The 22,490-nt window shown below is 33.7% G+C and carries 23 protein-coding genes; 10 read left to right on the top strand and 13 right to left on the bottom strand.

Annotated features, from left to right (window positions below; genetic code table 11):
* Window positions 1-27: 27 nt before the first annotated feature.
* The 3 genes from ACQ654_RS04235 to ACQ654_RS04225 form a co-directional block, all read right to left on the bottom strand.
* On the bottom strand, window positions 28-1,323 hold the full coding sequence (locus tag ACQ654_RS04235; RefSeq protein ID WP_430409070.1) for a tetratricopeptide repeat protein: 1,296 nt from the start codon (window positions 1,321-1,323) through the stop codon (window positions 28-30).
* A gap of 117 nt (window positions 1,324-1,440) precedes the next feature.
* Complete coding sequence (locus tag ACQ654_RS04230) at window positions 1,441-1,998, bottom strand: DUF4331 family protein (protein WP_430409069.1); 558 nt, start codon at window positions 1,996-1,998, stop codon at window positions 1,441-1,443.
* A gap of 34 nt (window positions 1,999-2,032) precedes the next feature.
* Window positions 2,033-2,683 (bottom strand): DUF4331 family protein, encoded by a 651-nt coding sequence (locus tag ACQ654_RS04225; protein ID WP_430409068.1) that lies wholly within the window; start codon window positions 2,681-2,683, stop codon window positions 2,033-2,035.
* Window positions 2,684-3,012: 329 nt separating this feature from the next.
* On the opposite strand from ACQ654_RS04225, the gene ettA reads away from it, so the two are divergent.
* The gene (gene ettA / locus ACQ654_RS04220; RefSeq protein ID WP_430409067.1) at window positions 3,013-4,704 is read left to right on the top strand and encodes an energy-dependent translational throttle protein EttA; all 1,692 of its coding nucleotides are present in this window, start codon (window positions 3,013-3,015) and stop codon (window positions 4,702-4,704) included.
* A 303-nt stretch (window positions 4,705-5,007) separates the two neighbouring features.
* Here ettA and ACQ654_RS04215 read toward each other — a convergent pair whose 3' ends face one another.
* Entirely contained in the window at window positions 5,008-5,541 is a 534-nt protein-coding gene (locus ACQ654_RS04215) for an aspartyl/asparaginyl beta-hydroxylase domain-containing protein (protein WP_430409066.1), read from the bottom strand.
* A 23-nt stretch (window positions 5,542-5,564) separates the two neighbouring features.
* Entirely contained in the window at window positions 5,565-5,978 is a 414-nt protein-coding gene (locus ACQ654_RS04210; RefSeq protein ID WP_430409065.1) for a VOC family protein, read from the bottom strand.
* Window positions 5,979-6,098: 120 nt separating this feature from the next.
* On the opposite strand from ACQ654_RS04210, the gene ACQ654_RS04205 reads away from it, so the two are divergent.
* Window positions 6,099-8,297 carry a response regulator gene (locus tag ACQ654_RS04205; RefSeq protein ID WP_430409064.1) on the top strand — a complete coding sequence of 733 codons (2,199 nt, stop codon included), beginning with the start codon at window positions 6,099-6,101 and terminating at the stop codon, window positions 8,295-8,297.
* Here ACQ654_RS04205 and ACQ654_RS04200 read toward each other — a convergent pair.
* The 5 genes from ACQ654_RS04200 to hutI form a co-directional block, all read right to left on the bottom strand.
* Window positions 8,290-8,847 carry a TVP38/TMEM64 family protein gene (locus ACQ654_RS04200; protein ID WP_430409063.1) on the bottom strand — a complete coding sequence of 186 codons (558 nt, stop codon included), beginning with the start codon at window positions 8,845-8,847 and terminating at the stop codon, window positions 8,290-8,292. The genes ACQ654_RS04205 and ACQ654_RS04200 overlap by 8 nt on opposite strands.
* Before the next feature lie 250 nt (window positions 8,848-9,097).
* On the bottom strand, window positions 9,098-9,577 hold the full coding sequence (locus ACQ654_RS04195) for a GNAT family N-acetyltransferase (protein WP_430409062.1): 480 nt from the start codon (window positions 9,575-9,577) through the stop codon (window positions 9,098-9,100).
* Window positions 9,578-9,580: 3 nt separating this feature from the next.
* Window positions 9,581-10,597 (bottom strand): formimidoylglutamase, encoded by a 1,017-nt coding sequence (locus ACQ654_RS04190; protein ID WP_430409061.1) that lies wholly within the window; start codon window positions 10,595-10,597, stop codon window positions 9,581-9,583.
* An 89-nt stretch (window positions 10,598-10,686) separates the two neighbouring features.
* Window positions 10,687-11,244 carry a hypothetical protein gene (locus ACQ654_RS04185; RefSeq protein ID WP_430409060.1) on the bottom strand — a complete coding sequence of 186 codons (558 nt, stop codon included), beginning with the start codon at window positions 11,242-11,244 and terminating at the stop codon, window positions 10,687-10,689.
* Window positions 11,245-11,389: 145 nt separating this feature from the next.
* Window positions 11,390-12,625: an imidazolonepropionase gene (gene hutI, locus ACQ654_RS04180; protein WP_430409059.1), complete on the bottom strand. Its 1,236-nt coding sequence runs from the start codon at window positions 12,623-12,625 to the stop codon at window positions 11,390-11,392.
* Window positions 12,626-12,699: 74 nt separating this feature from the next.
* Here hutI and ACQ654_RS04175 point away from each other — a divergent pair, with 74 nt between their 5' ends.
* On the top strand, window positions 12,700-13,389 hold the full coding sequence (locus tag ACQ654_RS04175; protein WP_430409058.1) for an aspartate/glutamate racemase family protein: 690 nt from the start codon (window positions 12,700-12,702) through the stop codon (window positions 13,387-13,389).
* A gap of 182 nt (window positions 13,390-13,571) precedes the next feature.
* Here the strand turns inward: ACQ654_RS04175 and ACQ654_RS04170 are convergent, their stop codons facing one another.
* Window positions 13,572-15,431, bottom strand: coding sequence for an endonuclease (locus ACQ654_RS04170; RefSeq protein WP_430409057.1), 1,860 nt, complete (start codon window positions 15,429-15,431; stop codon window positions 13,572-13,574).
* A gap of 30 nt (window positions 15,432-15,461) precedes the next feature.
* Window positions 15,462-16,667, bottom strand: a complete 1,206-nt coding sequence (locus tag ACQ654_RS04165) for an RsmB/NOP family class I SAM-dependent RNA methyltransferase (RefSeq protein ID WP_430409056.1) — start codon at window positions 16,665-16,667, stop codon at window positions 15,462-15,464.
* A 77-nt stretch (window positions 16,668-16,744) separates the two neighbouring features.
* Between ACQ654_RS04165 and ACQ654_RS04160 the strand changes: the two genes are divergently transcribed.
* From ACQ654_RS04160 to ACQ654_RS04130, 7 genes are all read left to right on the top strand, one after another.
* A complete protein-coding gene (locus tag ACQ654_RS04160) occupies window positions 16,745-17,323 on the top strand; it encodes an RNA polymerase sigma factor (RefSeq protein ID WP_430409055.1) in 579 nt (192 codons plus the stop codon).
* 38 nt (window positions 17,324-17,361) lie between these two features.
* The gene (locus tag ACQ654_RS04155; RefSeq protein ID WP_430409054.1) at window positions 17,362-17,676 is read left to right on the top strand and encodes a hypothetical protein; all 315 of its coding nucleotides are present in this window, start codon (window positions 17,362-17,364) and stop codon (window positions 17,674-17,676) included.
* Window positions 17,677-17,689: 13 nt separating this feature from the next.
* On the top strand, window positions 17,690-18,133 hold the full coding sequence (locus tag ACQ654_RS04150) for a Spy/CpxP family protein refolding chaperone (protein WP_430409053.1): 444 nt from the start codon (window positions 17,690-17,692) through the stop codon (window positions 18,131-18,133).
* 68 nt (window positions 18,134-18,201) lie between these two features.
* On the top strand, window positions 18,202-19,368 hold the full coding sequence (locus ACQ654_RS04145; protein ID WP_430409052.1) for a YHYH protein: 1,167 nt from the start codon (window positions 18,202-18,204) through the stop codon (window positions 19,366-19,368).
* A gap of 140 nt (window positions 19,369-19,508) precedes the next feature.
* Window positions 19,509-20,315 carry a YHYH protein gene (locus ACQ654_RS04140; RefSeq protein ID WP_430409051.1) on the top strand — a complete coding sequence of 269 codons (807 nt, stop codon included), beginning with the start codon at window positions 19,509-19,511 and terminating at the stop codon, window positions 20,313-20,315.
* Entirely contained in the window at window positions 20,257-20,910 is a 654-nt protein-coding gene (locus ACQ654_RS04135; protein WP_430409050.1) for a toxin-antitoxin system YwqK family antitoxin, read from the top strand. Before ACQ654_RS04140 ends, ACQ654_RS04135 begins: the two co-directional genes overlap by 59 nt.
* Window positions 20,888-21,562, top strand: coding sequence for an SCO family protein (locus ACQ654_RS04130; protein ID WP_430409049.1), 675 nt, complete (start codon window positions 20,888-20,890; stop codon window positions 21,560-21,562). Before ACQ654_RS04135 ends, ACQ654_RS04130 begins: the two co-directional genes overlap by 23 nt.
* A 156-nt stretch (window positions 21,563-21,718) precedes the next feature.
* Here ACQ654_RS04130 and ACQ654_RS04125 read toward each other — a convergent pair whose 3' ends face one another.
* Window positions 21,719-22,489: a class I SAM-dependent methyltransferase gene (locus tag ACQ654_RS04125; RefSeq protein WP_430409048.1), complete on the bottom strand. Its 771-nt coding sequence runs from the start codon at window positions 22,487-22,489 to the stop codon at window positions 21,719-21,721.
* Window position 22,490 lies beyond the last annotated feature (1 nt).

Below are 22,490 nucleotides of genomic sequence, written 5' to 3'. Positions count from 1 at the left end.
TAGTTCAATATATATAGTCTACCAAAACTATAAACGTTGTATTTTTTCTGTCAATATTGGACCAACTTCAAAACTACTTTCTAGCAATTCTGATTTAATTTCCAATACTGTTGTTGTGTTTCCGGTTGCTTTTAAAATTTCTGCCGCATGATACATTGCTACAGGTTCAAATGTTTTGTCTAGTACATGATTTTGAATAATTTCTAACGCTTTCGCCGAATCTCCATGTAAATGATATGTCCAGGCTAACAAATCGTACGATTGTGCTGTAGGACGTAAAGCAACTTCTTGCTGTGCAATTTCTAATGCTTTTTCTGTATTGTTTAATTCTTCAGAAAGTACAGAAACTGCATATGAAGTATACATTATACCATATTTTTCAGATGAAATAGCACTCATAAATGCTTGAATGTTTTTTTCTTTTTCTGTATTTTCTCCCATATATTCAGCTATCTCAGCTTTCAATAAATAATAATCTGGCGCTTTGTGTTGTGACATAATCGTATTTAGAATACGCAACGCTTCTTCCGGATTTTTTTCATGTGAAAACACAATCCAGGCAATTCCTTTTTTAGCATATGCATCTGTAGCATCTAATGCTAATGCTTTTAAATAATGATTGTAAGCGTCCTCAATGCGTCCTGCATGTCCATAAAAATCTGCCAGATTTGTGTATGACCATTTTTTCAAAAATGTATTATTAGCATCTTCTGCTTTAAACTTTGCTTTTTCCATTGCTTTAATAGCCGCCATGAGTTTTCCTTCATAGTCATACCATTTTGACAATCTAATTAAGGCATCAAAACTATTATCATGTTTAAAATTGTTTAAGTATGATTCTGCTTCTTCAATGTTTCCAAGTTCTAAATGTACATCAAATAGCATTTTTTGGGTTGCATCTAAATTTTCACCCAATTCTTCCGCTTTTTTCAACAAGACTAATCCTTCTTGAAAACGATGTTGAGAAATATAATTACGAACCAAACTTCTAATGTAATTAGCGTTCTTATACTTCGTTTTTTCATTCAGAAGCTCTAAGTGATTAGCAGCTTCAACTAAGTGAGATATTTCACCAGTTGATTTGAACAACTGAGAATGTGCGCTTGCAATTTTTGCGTGATACGGATATTGATTTGGTGCTTTTTCCAGCTTTGTTTCCCAGAAGTTTTTTATTTCTGCGGCATTTGTACTGTTTTTATTTTCAGCAAGTTCTAAATAAGTATCATATTCTAAACTTGTAGTTATTTTTTGTGATGGAGTAGACGTGCAACTCGCAAGAAATGCACATATTCCTAAAATTTGTAAAACGATTTTGGTATTCATATTGATTGTTTTTAGTGATTAAAAAGGATTGTGAACAAGAGTATTTAGCTGATCGTTAAACTCAAAATAGACATCTGGGGGAAATGTGTATTGCTAAATACTCTGTTCATAACTAAACTACCATGGTGAGGCTAAGTATGGGAATGAGGACAAAAAAGGCTTATCATTTGCGTCAACGTGATCATCAGAAAGATTTGGGTTTTCTGTGAAATCTTCACCTCCAAAAATTAATAATAACTCTACTGTAATAACATCATCTGCTAATGCACGACCTGTTAATACATTTGTTCCGTCATAAAATGTTGTAGTTCCATCTAAAGAAACATTTAATACATCTGTAGCTAATAATCCTGTAAAAGCCGCGGCATCTTGTCCTAAAGCATTCTGATCTCCAGGGTTTGTAAATGCTGGACTTAATCCTGTTAAGTTTGTTTGAAACATTGCTTGAAACGCCGCATTTTGTTGCGTAGGAACAGTTGTATTAAACGAATCTTTACTTGTAGATGAAACAAAAACTGTATTTACAGCTGGTCTTCCCATTTGATCTTGTTGAGCAAATGTTCCAGAAAAATCAGGTGTATTATCAATGGTAATTGTGTTATCGTCTGAAGAACAACTCGTGAACGTAAACATACTTACGAGAAGAATTCCTAAAATTGATTGTATATTTTTCATGTCTTTTTCTATTTTAAATTGTGAATTTGATTGATTATTGTTTTCCTTTTGCTTCTGCCCAAACATTGATTGTTCCTGAACCACCAATTTGAGATTTTGGTACTTCTACTACAATTGATAATACATTAGAACCTGCAAACGTATCTGTTCCTGGGTCGTTAAAGCTTGTAGCATTTCCTGCAATGATTTCTCCGTACTGAGCAAAATCCATAAAGAAAGGATCGTCTCTCGGACCTGCAAAAAACTTCATGCTATTATTATTAGCCGTAATTGCAGTATTTCCGTATGCTGTAATATCTACAGAAGAAGTTGTTGCAGAAGTTTCAATAACACTATTTAAACCTGTTGTGCTTGGCGCAGTTGGTCCGAAGAAATACATTTTTCCGTCTCTTGGAATAGCTTGAATTACTAAATCTTCAACATTATCTCCTGTGTTGTCAATATTAATTTCAATTAAGGTGTTTTCATTAAATGTAGCTCCAGCTGTTGCAGTCGGACTTAATAATCCTTGAGTGTTTACAACAAATGCAATGGTGTTTGTGTCAGCTCCTTGAAAGGCGTAGAAATCTGTAATGTCTGAAGTCGTTCCCTGAACTGCAGGCGCATCAATATGATCTGCCGCAATTAAAAAGAAACTTCCTATCAATACAATACTGATTCCTAAAATGGTTGTTACTCGTTTCATAATTTTAAAGTTTAATTAGATTTTATTGTTTGGTATTATATACGAGAACACATAGCACACGGTTTTCTGAGAATGTAAAAAGTTGAAAGAAATGTTAAAAATTTACGTAAATTTTATTATAATTAATTGATTTATAGTGTTTTAAAAAATAAATTTAAAATCACATTTTTTTATATTTAATTTGATAAGATTGTAATTTTGAAAGAAATTTGATAAGAAACCTTGTTTTTCGACTTTTCAATTATTAAATCTTTCAATCCTATTTATACGTGCGAATACAGCGACAATTATGTATATTTGTTGCATAGCAATTAAATTTAAGATCAATTATGTCAGACGATAAGAAAGTTATCTTTTCCATGAATAAGGTTTCTAAAACCTATCAAAGTACCAACAAACAAGTATTAAAAGATATTTACCTCAGTTTTTTCTACGGAGCTAAAATCGGGATTCTCGGTCTCAACGGTTCTGGTAAGTCTACCTTACTAAAAATTATTGCAGGTGTAGAGAAAAACTATCAAGGTGATGTTACGTTTTCGCCAGGGTATAATGTGGGTTATTTAGAACAAGAACCACAATTAGACGAAACAAAAACTGTTATGGAAGTTGTAAAAGAAGGTGTTGCCGAAACGGTTGCCATTCTTGATGAGTACAACAAGATAAATGATATGTTTGGATTGGAAGAAGTATATTCTGATGCTGACAAAATGGACAAATTAATGGCGCAACAAGCAGATCTTCAAGATAAAATTGATGCTTCAAACGCTTGGGAATTAGACACCAAACTCGAAATTGCAATGGACGCGTTGCGTACGCCAGAGCCAGACAAATTAATTGGTGTACTTTCTGGAGGAGAACGTCGTCGTGTAGCGTTGTGTCGTTTACTATTACAAGAACCAGAAATTTTATTACTTGATGAGCCTACCAACCACTTGGATGCAGAATCTGTACATTGGTTAGAACATCATTTAGCACAATACAAAGGAACAGTAATTGCGGTAACGCATGATAGATATTTCTTAGACAATGTTGCCGGTTGGATTTTAGAATTGGATAGAGGAGAAGGAATTCCATGGAAAGGAAACTATTCTTCTTGGTTAGATCAAAAATCAACACGAATGGCGCAAGAAAGCAAAACAGCTTCCAAACGTCAAAAAACGTTAGAACGTGAATTGGAATGGGTTCGTCAAGGTGCAAAAGGACGTCAAACAAAGCAAAAAGCACGTTTGAAGAATTATGACAAATTGATGAGTCAAGATCAAAAACAAATGGACGAGAAGCTGGAAATCTACATTCCAAATGGTCCACGTTTAGGTACAAATGTGATAGAAGCGACAGGTGTTTCCAAAGCATTTGGCGATAAATTACTATACGAAGACTTAAATTTCAATTTACCACAAGCTGGAATTGTTGGAGTTATTGGTCCGAATGGAGCTGGAAAAACGACTATTTTCAAAATGATTATGGGCGAAGAAACACCAGATAAAGGAAGTTTTACGGTTGGTGAAACGGCAAAAATTGCGTATGTAGATCAAGCGCATTCAAATATAAATCCTGAAAAATCAATTTGGGCAAACTTCTCTGACGAGCAAGAATTGGTGATGATGGGCGGAAAGCAAGTCAATTCTCGTGCATACTTGAGTCGATTCAATTTCGCAGGAAGCGAACAAAACAAAAAGGTAAATACACTTTCTGGTGGAGAACGTAACCGTTTGCATTTAGCCATGACGCTAAAAGAAGAAGGAAATGTTTTATTATTGGATGAGCCAACAAACGACTTGGATGTAAACACATTACGAGCGTTGGAAGAAGGTTTGGAAAACTTTGCAGGTTGTGCGGTAGTAATTTCGCATGATAGATGGTTTTTAGATCGTATTTGTACGCATATCTTAGCTTTTGAAGGTGATTCGCAAGTATATTTCTTTGAAGGAAGCTTCTCAGATTATGAAGAAAATAAAAAGAAACGTTTAGGTGGCGACTTGATGCCGAAACGTATTAAATATAAGAAGTTAATTAGATAACGATTTGTCATTCCTGCGAAGGCAGGAATCTTTACAAATAAAACTAAAATGAAAACCCTTGCAATTTGATCTGTGAGGGTTTTATGATGTTAGGCATTATAGTTTTAAATTACTTCTCGATACAATTTTGTATTCCGCTTCACTCCGTAAAAAACAACTCGAAGTGACGATTTGAATTCACAAGCGTCATTTCGAGTGATTTTTCGTAATACAATAAAGAAAAATTGTATCGAGAAAAATTCACCATACTGAATTTCTCCATGAACTTATGAATACTTTTTAGTCTATTTACAACAAGCTTTCTTAACCTTTTTCAAAAACCCCAGTCAACCAATCATTTACAATACAATCTAAAATAATGTGCGCGCGTGGTTGATCGCTATTATTTCTGACTTCATGTTCTATATTGAAATTACAATACCAACATTCGCCCTCTTTCATCGGAATGACTTCATCATCAACTAACATTTCAACCTTTTCATTTGTAAACACAGGAATATGCAATCGGACTTTCCCCATTTCAAAGCTATAGCCTGTATCTCTATGTTTTTGTATGCTTGCGCCTGCATCTAACGTGTGAATTCGAAACGTTTCTACTTGACATTCAAACTTTTTAAAAATTGACAATATATATGGACATTTTTTGAGCGCATCATTTGGTAGAAAAACTGGAAGTCCATCTTCGCCAAGAATCGGTTCTATAAAATGGATTAACCATAAAGTTTCCAACATTACAGAGGAATTGTAAATATCCTGATAATCCGTTTTTGAAAATTGTGAAAGTTCTTTTTTTATGATGTCAACATCAAATTCAAAAGGAAGTTTTAGTGCGTTCATGTGTGTAAGTTAGCTTTTTATAATCACTTTGCAAAGACTTCATTTTCATCTGAAAACGCTTTAAATTCTAACGGATTTCCACTAAAATCAAAGACAAACATCGTGCGTTGTTCGCCAACTTGTCCAGCATAACGTGTTTGCGGTTTTACGACAAATTCTATTTGGTTTGATTCAAATATTTGCTGTAAATTTTCAAATTGTTTTATCGTTAAAACACAACCAAAATGCGGAATTGGAACATTGACACCATCTACTTTTCCACAATAATCTAGTTTTGGAAAATTTTCGCTCACATGTCCAGATAATTGATGACCATAAAAGTCAAAATCAATCCAGTTTTCGGTTGATCTGCCTTCTTGACAACCTAGCAAATCCACATAGAATTTTCGCGTTGACGTAATATTTTTTACTTTAAAAGCGTAATGAAAAATATTCATGAGTAACTTTTTAAATGATTTAATTTTATAAAGTTAACAGAAAGATTCATGGTAAACAATGCAAAAGGACACTCTATTTTATTTTTTGTATTTTGTAAGATATACTTAAAGCCTCAATTTTTGAAACTCAACGTACTACCTACCATATTGTGTTTTTTTTTCGTGTGCTTCTTGCAAGGTCAGGAGCTAGATTCGTTAGCGATAAAAGATAGTATTAAAAAATACTCTTACACCGCTGGAATAAGTTTTGATGAATACAGATATAAAGAATCACTTGAAGCTGCCACTGCAGGAATAACATTTGCCGAAAAAATTAATGATATATATAGTTTATGTATACTTCATAATGATTTAGGATTGTCGTATGAAAGTATTTCTGAATTGGATAAATCTAAAACGAATTATTTCAAATCATTAAAATATGCTAAAGAGGTTGCCAATGATATTTTGATATGTCGGGTTTATAATAATATTGGAAACATTTATTCAGAAGGATTTAAAAATACCGATTCTGCCATTTATTACTACGAAGAGTCGTTAAAAATATCTAGTAAACTTAAAGATACTGCCGAAATTCTTACACCAATTTTAAATATCGGTTGGACATATGTTGATTTAAATAAGTTTGATGAAGCGTATCCATATTTGATTGATTCAGAAAGAATGATCAATACTGTACATGGAGATACTTCTGCGAAAGTGCAAGTTAGTTTTCTATTAGGGCGTTATCATATGCATACAGAAGATTTTAAATTGGCAAGTAACTATTTCGATAAATCAATTGTGTATGCTAAAAAAGAAAAATTGTTGTCAGAGTTGACAGAAATCTACAAATCATATGCTGAATTGGCAGAAAAACAAGGAGAACCTGCAAATGCGTATGCACGATTGCAACAACATGTAAAGTATAAAGATTCGTTATACAATAAAACAAAAATACGCGAATTGCAGAATGCACAAATAAAGTTTGAAGTAGAAGAAATTCGGAAAAACTTTGAGCTTGTTGAAGCCGAAAAGAAAGATCAAGAGATTATTATAAAGCAATCGCAACAAATTTCATATGTGTTGATGATTGCTGGTTTTATTCTAATTCTTTTACTAATTAATATGTTTAAGAATTACAAATTTAGAAACAGAGCTTTGGCTAAATTACGCTTGAAGAATTCTGAATTACGCACTGCTAAAGAAGAAGCAGAACAGCAAGCAAACTTAAAGTCACAGTTTTTTTCTACGGTAAGCCACGAATTGCGTACACCTTTGTATGGCGTTGTTGGATTAACGTCGTTGCTTTCAGAAGATTTTCCAAACTTGAAAGGCAATGAAAACTTTAAATCGCTAAAATTTTCAAGTAAATACTTGCTGTCGTTGATTAATAATGTGCTTCAAATTAATAAGATAGAATCTAAAAGTGTAAAACTTGAACGCATTCCGTTCAACATTCGAAACTTGGTGAATGAAGTTGTGAATTCGTTTGGTTTTGCAATCAATCAAAATGAAAACAACGTACATAAAAAGATTGACGAACAAATTCCAGAGATTTTATTAGGCGATTCTGTTCGATTGTCGCAAATATTAATGAATCTAATAGGAAACGCAATCAAATTTACAGAATCAGGAAATATCTGGATTCAACTCGATTTAGTAAAAATTGAGGATTCAAAACATACCATAAAGTTCACCATAAAAGATGATGGTTTAGGAATTCCAGAAGAAAAGCAAGTTGCTGTTTTTGATAAATTTGTTCAGTTACGCCCAATTGAAAAAAATTACCAAGGAACAGGTTTAGGCTTGCCAATTGTAAAACGTTTGCTTGAATTATTTAACAGTGATATTACACTTGAAAGTAAGAAAAATGAAGGTGCAACGTTTAGATTCTCAATTATTTTTGAAGAAAGTAAAGAATTGTTAGAACAAGTTGTATTGACTTCAAATAATATGATAGACAGTCATGAAAAACACATTTTAGTGGTGGATGATAACAAAATTAATCGTGTGGTAACCAAGCGTATATTAATGAGTAAAGGATATCAATGTGATGTTGCTGAAGATGGTTTTCAAGCTTTGGAAAAAGTGAAAAATAATTCGTATAATTTAATTTTGATGGATATTAACATGCCAAAAATTAACGGAATTGAAACGACAAAGCAAATTCGTACATTACAGATTGAAACACCAATTATTGCGTTAACAGCGGTAGAAGAAGATCAAATTAAAGATCAAATTTATGATGCAGGAATGAACGATTTTATCATCAAACCTTATGATATTGAAGAATTTCACCAAATTATATTGAAAAATTTATACGTAAATCTTATATAAAATATGCACTTCCGTAGACATACACACTACACAAAATCAATTCACCAATAAAAAGACTAATGGCAAAGACAATTGGATTAATTTTCATCGCGCCTGCAGTGTAGCAAATTAAATCTGTTGGAACAAACGGAAAAAATGCCCAAAACATAATAAATAAGGGACCGTATTTTCCAGAAAGCTTTTCTTTAACAAGGTTTGTTGTTTTGGTATTCTTATCAAAAAGTTTGGCAAAGCCCAATTTATCTGAGAAATAATATACAATCATAGAAGAAATTACAATTCCGATAACGGAAAGTAATAGCACTAAAAATAAATCATTCGGAAATAGAAAAACACCTGCAAAAATGAGTGCTGTACTTGGCAACATAACAAAACCTCTGATAAGGTGGCAAAAAAAGAAAATTGCCAAACCATAGTTGCCATATGCTTGAATGTGTGTTGCGATATTTTCTCTAGAAAAAGTTTCAGGAAAAATAAAATTATATGCTATAAAAGCAATGATGATTATAATCCAAAAACGCCTAAAAAACGTAATATAACTTTCTTTCATTGATAGATTGATGATTCAGAATTTGATACGCTTACTAGACGATAAAACTACATAAATGTTACGGTTTTGCTAAACTTTAATTATAAATGTTGCGTTTTAAATTTTAAATTAAAAGATTAAAGTATTCAATGATTACAAGAATATTTTTAGTAACCGTTATTGCGAAAGTTTTGAAAAAACTTGTGGCACTCTTTTTCTTGAATAAACAGGTTACTTCGTCGTTGACTCCTCGCAATGACTACGATATCAATTAACGATCTAATTTGTCCAGAATAAGTTCCATTTTAATATCTCCACGTGCATACGGATTGTCTGTTTCAATAGGAATTTCTACAAAACCATACTTTTCATAAATGTAAATCGCGTTTTCTAGTTTACGATTTGAATAGAGAAGGAGTTTTTCAAATTTCTGTGTTTTTGCAAAATCTAAACAATATTGTAATAATTGTTGTCCAATTTTTTGACCTCTTAATTTTGGTAAAACTGCCATTTTACTAAGTTCAAAAACGCCGTCTTCTATTTTTATCAACGCCACAGTTCCAACAATTGTATCATTTTGTTTTGCAAAAAAGATATGTCCACCTTTGTCAATGATGTAACTTTTTGCCTGACTCAACACTTCTTCATCATGCGGTTCTACATAAAAGAAGGTTTCCAACCATTCAATATTTAAATCGTAAAAATCTTTGGCATATAGCTCGTCAAAAGGAATAATAGAAATTGTGTTCATGACTTATTTACGCATAAAATCGGTGATGAGATAACTTAATAATTTTCCAATTTGATACATTTCATCTGTATCATTTTCATTTGGTGCGGCTTCACACAAGTGTAAATATGTTGCATTTTTCTGTTTTCCAAAAAATGATACAAATGCTCTTGCCTGATTGGCACTAAAACCACTTGGCGTCATGGCACTACTTGGTACATTTTCGATAGAATCACAATCGATTTCCACACCAAACGGACGATTATTTATAAACTCTAATGCACGATTCATTTGAAAAGAAAAACCTTGTTCTTGTCTAATTTCAATACTTTCAAAGGTATTGTATTGCAATCGATCGGCATGTGCTTCCAAGATACTAAAAATCTTTTTTGAAGTATAATTTTCATGCAATCCAAACATAAAATAGTTCTGTAAAAAATACCTTTTAAATGCATAACTGAAACCATTTCCACTGTGTCTGCCTTCCAACGAGCGAAAATCAGTATGTGCATCAAAATTTACAACATTAATTGCTTCACTTTTGCCCAAAGATGTTCCTTTAATATTTCCATAAGCGTTGTTATGTCCGCCACCAATAATAATAGGTTTTTTACCAGCTTTCACGATTTGAAAAATTAAATAGCTAACTTCTTCATCAATTTTGTCTACTAAAAGCGAAAGCTGTTCGTGGTAATCAATAGCAGTTGAATCCAAAGTTTTAGCAGTTGCAAGCAATTCAGAAAAGTCTAAATGTCCTAACACCAACATTCTTTTTCCTTTATTTAAAGCATTGTCTTGTGTGTTTAGCAATGAACTTAAAACCGCTTTCCAAGCAGTAGTTGCGCCAGCTTTTCCACGATTTGCCAAGATGCCTATATCTTCGGGAATTCCTACTAAGACATATTTAGCCGGACTTTGCTGTAATTGTGTTTCTAAATCTTCTTGAAGGTAAAGTGTATCTACTTTTTCTCCAAATTTAGTTTCGCCTTTGCGTTGATTGATATAGGTATCAAGAGTTGCTTTTGTGTAAAGTTGTAGCATGGGTTTTTAGGTCAATTACTTGATGCTAATTTACACTTTTATATGATTTGATGAAAGATAAAGAACAACCAATTTTAATATGAAGTTTACTAGCTTAAAGCAGTGATACATGCCTCACGAATCTTCCAGATTTCTTGAAAAGAGTAGAGAAGTTGTTCAGTTTGAAGCCATTGTTTTAGAAAATTTTGATGCCAATGTACTTTGTATTCGCCAATTTGATGAGGAAGAATTTGTTGCTCTGTAAGTAAACTGTCTTCAAAAGAAGCTTCGTTTTCAGTTGTTCGTGTAACATCGAGAATGTTTCCGTTAATTTTAAGATACGTATGTGCTTCTGGAATATAATCTAAGTTGTAGTTGTTTAAAACGCTTCCAACACCTTTTGTGTTGATTTCGTTCATTTTATAGATTCCAATGAACAATTCCACTATTTCTTGCTTATTTTCAATGGCAAGTTGCTTCAAAAAGGAATGCTTTGTAGAACATGTTCCTTTGTTTTCTGGAATTATTAAACAAAAATTACTACGATCTGAAGTTCTTCCGTAAGGCAATTGATTTACATATGCAATCGCGCTTTTGAAATCGTATATTTCTTTATCTAGCAACAACTTGGAGAGTGGAGAATGCAGTGAAAGCGGGAAATTTAGCATGATTTTTATTTAGTTATGTGTTGTGAGTTTAGCGTGAATAATATGTGTGATTCTGAATCAAGTTCAGAATGACGAAATCTAACAATCTAAAAGCGAAGCGCGTCCAAGATTCTAAGAGCACAGCGATACCAAAAGCAAAGCGTGCCTACACAACCTTTCCATTAATCAATACCTGTTCAATATTGTTATCACCAAACGCATATGGCAATACGTGATATGAAGGAATTTCTTTGGTAATAATTAAGTTTGCGACTTTTCCTTTGGTAATACTTCCATGCGTATCCGAAAGTCCCATAGCATACGCGCCGTTAATGGTAGCCGCATTAATAGCTTCTTCAGGTGTCATTTTCATTTTGATACATGCCGTGCTTACGACAAAATTCATGTTTCCAGAAGGCGTTGAACCCGGATTGTAATCGGTTGCCAATGCAACAGGTAACCCTGCATCCATCAATTTTCGGGCTGGTGTGTATGGAATGCTTAAAAAGTATGAACACGAAGGCAACGCAACAGGCATCGTATTACTATTTTGTAAAGCCGAAATGTCAGCATCATTCAATTCTTCTAAATGATCTACCGAAAGTGCGTTGTATTTTACACCAAGTGCAACACCACCAAACGCATTGAATTGATTGACATGAATTTTTGGAGTTAGATTGTAGTGTTGTGCGGCTTTTAAAAGTCGTTCCGTATCTTCTAAGGTGAAATAGCCTTTTTCACAGAATATATCTACATAATCCGCAAGTTTTTCCGAAGCTACTTTTGGCAACATTTCATTAATTACCAAGTCCATATAACCATCTTGATTTCCTTTGTAGTTTGCAGGAATTGCATGCGCACCTAAAAAGGTAGTTTTGATCGGAAAGTTATATGTTTCCTTCAAACGCTTGGCAACACGGAGCATTTTGAGTTCGGCTTCTGTCGTTAATCCGTAACCTGATTTAATTTCAATAGCGCCAGTTCCCATGTGCATCACTTCTTCCAAACGCTTGGCAGATTGTGTAAATAAATCATCTTCGGAAGTTTCCTGAAGTTTTTTAGCCGAATTTAAAATTCCACCACCACGATTTGCAATTTCTTCATAACTCAATCCGTTGATTCTATCCACAAATTCTTGCGATCTGTTTCCAGCATAGACCAAATGTGTGTGACTGTCGCACCAAGTTGGCAATACTACTTTTCCTGTACAATTGATGATGGTATCTGCGGAAGCAATTTCAATATCTCTCATTAAGCCAACATCTGAAATGACATCATCTACAATATAAACATATGCGTTTTCCAATATTGGAAGTTGTTTCATATTGCTTCCTGAGACTTTGGAAATAGAAGTTTCACGAACTTGAAGTAATTCTTTGATGTTGATAAGTAAAGTTGTCATGCGCTAAAATTATAGTTACAAAAGTAGAAGCAAAGCGAATAAATCCCTAATTTTAACGGTATAAATTATCAAGTATGAAAACTATTGGGCTTATTGGTGGAATTACATGGCAATCTACCATTTTATATTACCAAGTATTGAACACTTTAGCAGCGGAACGACTTGGAGGAAAGCATTCTGCAAAGTGTATTATTCATTCTGTACAGTTTGAAGAAATACACAAATTGCAAGCTGAAGGTCGTTGGGATTTGTTAGACGAATTGATGGCAAATGCGGCAAAAAGTCTGGAAAATGCTGGCGCAGATTGTATTTTAATTTGTGCAAACACCATGCATTTAACTATTGAAACTGTTCGTAATAATGTTTCAATTCCTGTGATTCATATTGCAGAAGCAACTGCTGAAAAAATTGTAGCTAAAGAACTGAAAACAGTGGCGTTGTTAGGTACGAAGTACACGATGGAGAAAGATTTTTATAAAGATGTGTTAGCTTCTTTTGGAATTAAAACCTTGATTCCAAATGACGAAGATAGAGATGAAATTCATAGGGTTATTTATGATGAATTGTCAAAAGGAGAACTAAAACCTAGCTCTAAACAAGCGTATTTGGATGCTATTGAACGGATGCAACAGGCTGGCGCAGAAGGAATTATTTTAGGCTGTACAGAAATTCCGTTACTTATTAAACAAGAAGATGTTGCAATTCCTGTATTTGATACCACAACGATACATGCTACAAAAGCAATGGATTTAGCGTTGCGTTAGTTTTGTAAACATTTGCAATATCATTTTTAGAAATAGAAAATAGTTTATATTTTTATAGCAAATTACATTTTTACTGGCATAATTATGTAATATAAAAAAGCTCCAAATGTATGTTTGGAGCTTTTGTTTTATATATAATTACTACTATCTGAAAGAAACTCTGAATAAAAGACTGCTTCGTTTTATTGTATAATTAATTTCTTAGTAACTGTTTGATTGTTAGATTTTAACTGTAAAATGTACATTCCTTGTTGCAACCCTTGAATATTAATTTTGTTGGTTGGATTTGCTTGTTGTAATACTTGCTTTCCTGTAATATCATACACACGTGCTTCAGAAATTTGAGCATTGTTTTTTGTATTGATATATACTGTATTTCCATTTGCTGGATTTGGATAGATTGAAAAGGCATCTTGTTCAAATGTAGTAACACTTAACGTTTGTGTATGTCTTCCCAAATCTGTACATGTATTTGAAGCAGAAGTATTCCATTCAGTAGCTGTGTATGTTGTATTTGGTGTATCAATACTTGGTTTTCTTACCAAAGTTGTATTACTCGCATAGGTAGTTCCATCACCAAGTGTTCCTAAAATATCAATTAGTACATCATTTTTAAATAGACCAATAGCGTCGTTTCCATTGAACCCTGTGATTGTATCATCAGAATCATCTACAACACTTGTACAAACAGCTAAACCAGTATTTCCAATTACATATACATCACCATCACTAATCATGGCTCCCGTAGGGAATGTGTAGGTAGAGTTCCATGTAGCACTACCATTTGTACTAATTTTTAATGTATATACATTCGTAACATCATTCAAATCAACAGTTGCACCTGTATAATTAGCAATTTCAAGTGCTTTATTAAATGAACTTCCTTCCATGTATTCCGAAAAATATAAACTAGAACTGTTTCCGCCGCCACCGCCAGCTAAAGTTGTTCCGTCTGTTGAAGATGATTGTGCTGAGTTGTTACCAGCGGCATCTTTAGCTCGTACAGTAAAACCATACATTGTAGAAGCTGATAAACCACTTACTGTTGCAGTTGTTCCACCTACTGATTGATTTAACATTCCGTCTACATACACATCATATCCAGTTACGCCAACATTATCGGTAGAAGCTGCCCAAGAAACATCAATACTGTTACTTGTTTCGTTGCTTACCATTATATTCATTGGTACTGAAGGTAACTCTGTATCAGTTCCGTAAATTCCCCAGCGATCTTCTGCAGGAGTTCCGCCCCAAATTTGTGTTGCTAAACGTGGATTATCAATAAATGGATTGCGATTTCCTTGTGCAGTTGCATTCGCAATATTTTCATGATATGCGTTACGTGTATCTTCATACGTAGAAACAGGATCTGCCGCATTCCACTCTAATAACAAATCAATCATATTTGAATCGACACTATTTGTAGTTCCGTTTGCTACTAAATTTGGCGCACATTGATTTCCATAACGAAGGTACATGTACATTACAATTCGGGCAACATCACCACGCCAATCAGGTCCACCAACTGTTGCATCACCAGGATACCAAAATGAACCAACAGCTCCAGAATTACCAGAACCAGCAGAAAATAAACGACTTCCACGTTGTCCATTTCGTTGTACATCTGTAGCGCGTAAGTTGTGCGCATCACTATATGGAGGTCCGTTTGTAGTATTTGAATCTAAATCAGGACTCGCCAACGAATTTGCAAATGTATGTTCTCTGTTCCAATCGCCAACATTTCCTCCATTATTATCTTTGTCTCTTGAAATATCGTTTGTAACATCTCCGTCACTTCCGTTTTCCCATCCATACAATAATAATACATTGTTTGAATTGTTAGGATCGAGATCAGTCACCATTGTTGCTGTCCAGATTTCAGAATATGATAATGAATTTGAGTGTGTGTTAATTACTTTTGTAGCTAACGCGTCTCGTAATTGTGTTCCCGTAAGAGTAAGATTTACGTCATTATAATACGCTTGTTGTGAAAATGCCGTAAATGAAATTAATCCGATTAAAAAAAGTACTGTTTTTTTCATTGTAATAGTATATTGAAGTGATTTAGGGTTCTATTTTCGTTCAAGTAATGCCATGTAAAATCCGTCAAAGCCAGATTCCGAAGCCAACAGTTTTTTATCTTCTACAAGTGTAAACTCGTCGTTAGAAGCTAAAAATTTCTGTACTTGTTCTTGATTTTCCGATGGTAATATGGAGCAAGTTGCATAAACCAACTTTCCGCCAGATTTTACCATGCGTGAGTAGCGCTGTAAAATATCTTGTTGTGTATTTTTTACTTTTTCTAAAAATCCAGGTTGAGTTTTCCACTTTGCATCCGGATTTCTACGTAAAACGCCCAAACCAGAACATGGAGCATCAATTAATACACGATCTGCTTTGTCATATAATTTTTTGATCACTTTCGTAGAATCAATAACGCGCGTTTCAATATTATGCGCACCATTTCTTCGCGCTCTACGTTTAAGCTCGCGCAATTTCCCTTCGTAAATATCTAAAGAAATTAAGTTTCCTTTGTTTTCCATTAATGCCGCTAAATGCAATGATTTTCCTCCTGCACCTGCGCACGTGTCAACAACTTTCATTCCAGGTTTTACATCTAAAAACTCAGAAACTAATTGTGAATTAGCATCTTGTACTTCGAAAAAACCATTTTTAAACGCGTCATTTCTAAAAATATTAGCACGTTCTTTCAAACGTAACGCAACAGGATGTCCTTTTATTTCTTCTGTTTCATGATCAAAAGTAGCCAACAATTCTTGTAATTTCTCTTTTGTAGTACGTAAGGTATTTGCTCGGATAATTACATCGGCTTGTTTGTTTAACGCATTAATTTCTTTCGTCCAAACAGCTTCACCAAGTTCTTGTACGCCTAACTCATCTAACCAATCAGGAATTGATTCTTTGATTTTTCTAATTTTAGAAAGTTCGTCAAAACGACCTTTAATTCTACGTGTTGGCGTGCCTTCAAGCTGGTTCCAATCTGGTAATTCAATACCTCTTAGCGTTGCCCAAACAGCAAATATGCGCCATAAATTTTCACGAGAGTAGTTTTCTTTTATATCTGCTATTTCAGCATATAAACGCTTCCAGCGTACAATTTCATAAGTAGTTTCTGCAACAAACTTACGATCACGACTTCCCCAACGCGCGTCTCGCTTTAGTAATTTTTCAACTACTTTGTCTGCATAGTCTCCTTCATTAAATATTAAGTTTAGCCCGTCAATGACTGAAAAGACTAAATTTCTGTGTAATCGCATGTGATTTCAAATTAAACCGCAAAGGTATTGTTTTATGTTTAGAATTTTTAGTTAATTTAAACAATCAAACAAAATCATTGAACGAAACTACTTTTATAGCCGATTTACAAGCAGGAAAACGTGAAGCATATAGTCGTTTATTAGACGAATATGAGCAAAAAGTTTTTCATGCATGTTTGTCTTTTGTACCCAATAAGGAAGATGCAGAAGATATTGCGCAAGAAGTGTTTGTAGAAGTTTTTAAATCGATTCAAAACTTTCAAGGAAATTCGAAGCTTTCTACATGGATGTATCGTATTTCGGTGAATAAATCGTTAGAATTCATTCGAAAGAAAAATACAAAGAAACGATTTGCATTTATGCAGTCTATTTTTGGAAATGATATTCCAATTGATAAAACTGCGTATTTTACAGAGATGAATCACCCTGGAATTTTATTAGAAAATAAAGAAAAAAGCGAAACCATTTTTAAAGCAATAAATCAATTGCCAGAAGCACAAAAAATAGTTTTCACACTCAACAAGGTTGAAGGTTTGTCATATAAAGAAGTTGCCGAAATTACAGAAAAAAGTATATCGTCCATTGAATCTTTACTATTTAGAGCCAAGAAAAATTTACAGAAAATTTTAGAAAATTTTCATAAAAACAAAATGTAACGCAAGTTTTTTTAAAATATTGCATCTAACTAATAGTTATGAAAACACCCGAAGAAATTAATAAAGATATTGAAGCAACATTTGACGTTTTAGAAAACATCAATGAAGTCAATGTTTCTCCGTTTTTTAAGGATAAAACCATGCAGCGTTTGTTTGCAGAAAAAGAAGAAATAGTTTCAACAAGTTTTGGTTGGTTTACACCAAAACTACAGCTTGCGACGTTAGTTTGTATATTGATTGTAAATGTTTTTGGAATTTTACAACTGACAAAAACTGAATATAATGATAGCATTTCAGAATTTGCAAATGCATATGAATTGTCGCAAGAAACGCAACCTTCAGTATTCAATTAAATAAAAAAATCACATGAAAAAAAATATACTTCTTTATATCTTAATTGCCTTTTTAATTGTGATGAACGGCTTTTTTATGGTTAAAATTTTTGGAGATAGTCGTCCGCCAAAAGGCAATCCTGGAATGTTTATAGCAAAGGAATTACAGTTTAATGAAGCACAAACGAAAGCATTTAATGAACTGAATGACGAACATCATGATGAAATGCGCGCAATTTCTCGTGAAGTAAAAGCGCTAAAAGATCAGTTATTTGATCAAATTTCAGAGACTTCAGTTAATACGGATACAGTAAACGATTTGGCAAGACGTATTGGTGAAAAAGAACGTCAAAAAGATTTAAAACTCTTTTATCATTTCAAAGAAGTACAAAAAATATGTACTGATGAACAACGTGAACGCTTAAATACGATCTTAAAAGACGCATTACACAAGCACGGAAGGAAAAGACCAAAATAATTTAATATTAGCACAAGTTTTTTCGAAAGAATACATCTAACTACAAAACACGATGAAATTCTTTCCAAATGAAAAATATAGTAACCACTTCACTTTTGTTTGTTACGTGCCTAACATTCGCACAAGAAACAATAAACACCTTCTCAGTAAAAGGCGGATACAAATGTACCGAAATGGTCACGTATGAAAACATTGTGACAATTTCTGAACAAGGAAAATATCGTACTATCAAATCAAATGCAATTCCAGAGCACGTTACAGGGAAATTTCCAAACGCTGGAAATCCGAATGTCATTTCTCCTCAAAATAAAACCTATAAAGTTCCTTTAAAGCCTACAAAGAACAAAAAAATAACTTCTGTGTATAGTGACGGAATGTTAGGACAGGGAAAACCTGACTATGTTTTTGGTGTCGCTATTAATGGTGTAAAGATGGAACCTACGGCAATGGAATTCTTCATAAATGCAAACACACGTGAAATAAACACGGCTTGGGCAAAAGAAGCCCTAAGTACAAATGTTGACTTAGGAGACGATTGCAATAATGCACACGTGCAACCAACGGGCGAATATCATTATCACGGAACGCCTTGGGGAATTGTAAAACAAGCAAAAGAAAATAGCATGTTTTTACTCGGTTGGGCGGCTGATGGTTTTCCAATTTATTACAAATATGGTTACGCTTCCGCAGAAAGTACTCAGGTAGTTGAAATGACATCTAGTTACAAATTGAAAAGCGGAAATCGCCCAGGAAATGGAATTACAGCACCAAATGGAGTATATGACGGAACCTATGTGCGCGATTTTGAATATATAGAAAGACATGGCGATTTGGATGAAGCCAATGGGCGTTTTGGCAAAACTCCTGAATTTCCAAACGGAACCTATTACTATGTAATTACAGATACTTTTCCTTCGTTACCACGCTTTTTTGTCGGAACACCGAATGAAAGTTTTAAGGTTGGTGGCGGTATGCGTGGTGGAAATCGTGATGACTTTCCCAGAAGAAATAATCGTAGAAACAATAGCGAACGTCCAAGTGTAGACGAATTATTCAAGCAAATGGACGCGAATGCGGATGGAAAACTAAGTAAAGAAGAAGTAAAAGGACCATTACAACAAGGTTTTTCAAGAGTTGACACCAATGATGACGGATTTATAACAAAAGAAGAACTTAAAAATGCTCCAAAACCTCAAAGACAACAAAGAGGTCGCGGACGCGGTGGAAGACAATAGATTTGCCTGTTTGATAATTTGCTTTTTTTGTTATTCATAAAACGCAAAAAACACCAGCAATTTAAAAATTTAAAAAACACCGCAAGTTTTTTTAAATAAACACATCTAAACAAAACATACCTAATTAAAATCTATATAACATGAGTAGAAAATATTTAATCATATTACTTTTAGTAGTCGCTTCTTTAACATTTATAGTTGCCTGTGGAAATGATGATGCTAACACAACATCAACCACAAATGATGGAGATACAGCAACATTACATGCGGCTTTTGGTGAATTTGATACAGACAACGTAACCATTATGTTGAATGGTTCAAATGTAGAAATAGAATCTAACGGAATGCCAAATCATACCTCACCATATTGGTCAAACACAACCACTAGAACAGGAACGCCTGCTTCAACTACAGATCATCCATTATTTGTAGCGCCAACTGTTACATCATTTCAAGATATGGCGCCAGGAAATATTGATGACTTTAACGGTTCGTATTCATTGACAGTTTCTGCAAACCCAACATTGGCTTCAAGTTCTAGCGCAACTGGTTTAGGAGCCATCGGAATTGCAATTTCGGGTGGTATGATTTACAATGATAAGGAAGGTCCAAATGTGCCTATCGATAATGCATTGCCTTCGTTAGATTATACAGCCGCACATACAGGGCCACAAAGTTATCACTACCATTTAGAAACAAAAGCTTGGTCGGATGATGATGAAAACTTAATCGGAATTATTGCTGATGGATTTTTTATATATGGAAGAAAATGTAATTCTACGGGAACGTACCCAACAGATTTGGATGCTTCTGGCGGACATACAAGTACAACACAACATACCACAGATTCAGAATATCACTATCACATACAAAATGAACTTTATTTGAATGCGTATTATATCTTATTTCCAGGGAATTATCAAGGAACAGCGAATAACATACAGTAGTTTAGTTTGGTTTTTTGGGATGATACTTCTGTTGGTTTCATGCCAGCAAAAATCTCAAGAAAAGGAAATAATTGCCGAAGTGACTCCCCAAATGACTTCGGTAGTTGTTTTAAAAGATGCACTCGTGCTAAAACCAACTATAGGATTGGTGTATTTTCAAAATCAACCTTTTACTGGAATTTCTAAAGAAAAGTATGCCAATGGAATTGTTGCAGAGACGATTGAATATGTGCTTGGAAAGAAAAATGGCGTACGAAGAAAGTGGTTTCAAACTGGTTTGCTAAGTTTTAAAGCAAATTATATTGATGGAAAACAACACGGAACTTCTAAAACGTGGTGGCGCAATGGAAATGTACGTTCTGTAACAAATCATGCAAATGGAATTGTAAACGGAATGCAAGAACAATGGTATATAACGGGCGAAAAATTTAAGCAATTGACCATTGTGAATGGAAAAGAAGAAGGTTTGCAAAAAGCTTGGCGAAAAAACGGAAAACTATTTAATAATTACGAAGCTAAAAACGGACGAATTTTTGGTTTAAAACGATCAGGATTGTGTTATGAATTACAAAATGAAATTGTACAGACAAAGTAATGTTTTAGTGTTGATGCTAAGTGTTTTATTGTTTTTGAGTTGTAAAAATGACGCAAAAAAACAATTGGACAGTCGCGTGTCTAATTTACCGTATTATAATGAAGCATCATTTACGCCACATTGGTTGGAAAGTGGAAGCAAAGCGCAACAATCATTTCATCAAATACCTGCGTTTAGTTTAACAAACCAAGATGGAAAAACGATTACAGAAGCCACTTTTAAAGACAAAATTTACATAACTGATTTCTTTTTTACAACCTGTCCAGGAATTTGCCCAAAAATGACCGCAAACATGGATATTTTACAGCAAGAATTTAAAAATGATGCAGAAATTTTATTGTTATCGCATTCGGTAACGCCAGAAATAGATTCTGTTTCCGTATTAAAAAATTATGCTGAAAGCAAAGAGATTGATAGTAAAAAGTGGCATTTAGTTACAGGAAAACGTTCTGAAATTTATGACTTAGGTCGAAACTATTATTTCGTTGAAGAAGATTTAGGTGAAACTAAAACAGCTGCCGATTTTTTACACACAGAAAACTTTGTATTGATTGATAAAAACAGACAAATTAGAGGAATTTATAATGGCTTAAATAAAACAGCTGTGCAACAGTTAATTGCAGATATTAAAACGTTACAATTAGAAAATTAGGATTAGTTTTTATATGTGAAAAAGGCTTCGCAGTTGGTTTGGTGAAGTCTTTTTCTTTTTTGTTTCTTTGTATAAGTGACTAAATAATTAGTGAAAACCTAAAACCCAAAAATCGTAGTGTTTCCAAGAGTAGCACAATTTCATACTCTAACAACTTTATTTGACAAGCGTACAAAAGAAATCTAAAGTAGCTTCTGAATGTTCGGTAAGCGAATAATCTTCTAATGTAATACTATTTACCAAATCAGGATTTTTACTCAATAACTTTTTTCGATTCATACGATTGGCAATTTCATATGGTATTTGCAACAACCAAGAAGGAATTTTGTGTTCCAACTTAAAAACATCATACCGTAAAAAACGATGCACCGATTTTTGATTTTTTTCATAATAGGCATCTGTTTTACCATTTCCTTTAATGGCTTGAATAGTGTAAGTTGAAAACGTTTTTTCAAATAAATTTGACAGATTTTCAAATGTATATTCTTTATAATGCCAAGGATTACGAGCAATCGTTTTTAAAGCATTTGGTGTTGAAATGTATGCTTTTCCACTTGGTTTTAATACACGACGAATTTCCTCTAAATACAGCGTTGCATCTTTGATATGTTCAATGACTTGAAAAGAGACAATTACGTCAAAACTATTATCTTTTAACTGTGTTAATGGTGGAATTCTTTCTTGAATTATAGTTGCTTTTGGATACTTTTCCTTAATGGTTTCTGCTGTGTAAGGCGATTTGTCAATGAGCGTTAATGCAGCCGCATTTTTATACAATAATTCGACGCCATATCCTTCACCACAACCAATTTCCAATACATTTCCATGTATAAATGGTGCCACCAAATGATACGCTTTTAGTGTACGTTGATAGAGTGGATTGTCAGAATTAATTTTTGAAGAAGTAACTTCAGTAGAGAATAACATA

Source organism: Kordia sp. (assembly GCF_965283645.1).
In the GTDB taxonomy this organism is placed as follows: domain Bacteria; phylum Bacteroidota; class Bacteroidia; order Flavobacteriales; family Flavobacteriaceae; genus Kordia.
Note: the sequence above shows the minus strand (reverse complement) of the source record. Positions and strands in the feature narration are given on the sequence as shown.

Bases quoted from the DNA above. Each gene is read 5' to 3' on its own strand.
- ACQ654_RS04165 (WP_430409056.1), bottom strand. From the start codon at position 16,667: ATGCGATTACACAGAAATTTAGTCTTTTCAGTCATTGACGGGCTAAAC.
- ACQ654_RS04185 (WP_430409060.1), bottom strand. From the start codon at position 11,244: ATGCTAAATTTCCCGCTTTCACTGCATTCTCCACTCTCCAAGTTGTTG.
- ACQ654_RS04125 (WP_430409048.1), bottom strand. From the start codon at position 22,489: ATGTTATTCTCTACTGAAGTTACTTCTTCAAAAATTAATTCTGACAAT.
- ettA (WP_430409067.1), top strand. From the start codon at position 3,013: ATGTCAGACGATAAGAAAGTTATCTTTTCCATGAATAAGGTTTCTAAA.
- ACQ654_RS04130 (WP_430409049.1), top strand. From the start codon at position 20,888: ATGAAATTGTACAGACAAAGTAATGTTTTAGTGTTGATGCTAAGTGTT.
- ACQ654_RS04155 (WP_430409054.1), top strand. From the start codon at position 17,362: ATGAAAACACCCGAAGAAATTAATAAAGATATTGAAGCAACATTTGAC.
- ACQ654_RS04235 (WP_430409070.1), bottom strand. From the start codon at position 1,323: ATGAATACCAAAATCGTTTTACAAATTTTAGGAATATGTGCATTTCTT.
- ACQ654_RS04195 (WP_430409062.1), bottom strand. From the start codon at position 9,577: ATGAACACAATTTCTATTATTCCTTTTGACGAGCTATATGCCAAAGAT.
- ACQ654_RS04190 (WP_430409061.1), bottom strand. From the start codon at position 10,597: ATGCTACAACTTTACACAAAAGCAACTCTTGATACCTATATCAATCAA.
- ACQ654_RS04135 (WP_430409050.1), top strand. From the start codon at position 20,257: ATGCGTATTATATCTTATTTCCAGGGAATTATCAAGGAACAGCGAATA.
- ACQ654_RS04225 (WP_430409068.1), bottom strand. From the start codon at position 2,683: ATGAAACGAGTAACAACCATTTTAGGAATCAGTATTGTATTGATAGGA.
- ACQ654_RS04145 (WP_430409052.1), top strand. From the start codon at position 18,202: ATGAAAAATATAGTAACCACTTCACTTTTGTTTGTTACGTGCCTAACA.
- hutI (WP_430409059.1), bottom strand. From the start codon at position 12,625: ATGACAACTTTACTTATCAACATCAAAGAATTACTTCAAGTTCGTGAA.
- ACQ654_RS04200 (WP_430409063.1), bottom strand. From the start codon at position 8,847: ATGAAAGAAAGTTATATTACGTTTTTTAGGCGTTTTTGGATTATAATC.
- ACQ654_RS04150 (WP_430409053.1), top strand. From the start codon at position 17,690: ATGAAAAAAAATATACTTCTTTATATCTTAATTGCCTTTTTAATTGTG.
- ACQ654_RS04230 (WP_430409069.1), bottom strand. From the start codon at position 1,998: ATGAAAAATATACAATCAATTTTAGGAATTCTTCTCGTAAGTATGTTT.
- ACQ654_RS04170 (WP_430409057.1), bottom strand. From the start codon at position 15,431: ATGAAAAAAACAGTACTTTTTTTAATCGGATTAATTTCATTTACGGCA.
- ACQ654_RS04210 (WP_430409065.1), bottom strand. From the start codon at position 5,978: ATGAATATTTTTCATTACGCTTTTAAAGTAAAAAATATTACGTCAACG.
- ACQ654_RS04140 (WP_430409051.1), top strand. From the start codon at position 19,509: ATGAGTAGAAAATATTTAATCATATTACTTTTAGTAGTCGCTTCTTTA.
- ACQ654_RS04215 (WP_430409066.1), bottom strand. From the start codon at position 5,541: ATGAACGCACTAAAACTTCCTTTTGAATTTGATGTTGACATCATAAAA.
- ACQ654_RS04175 (WP_430409058.1), top strand. From the start codon at position 12,700: ATGAAAACTATTGGGCTTATTGGTGGAATTACATGGCAATCTACCATT.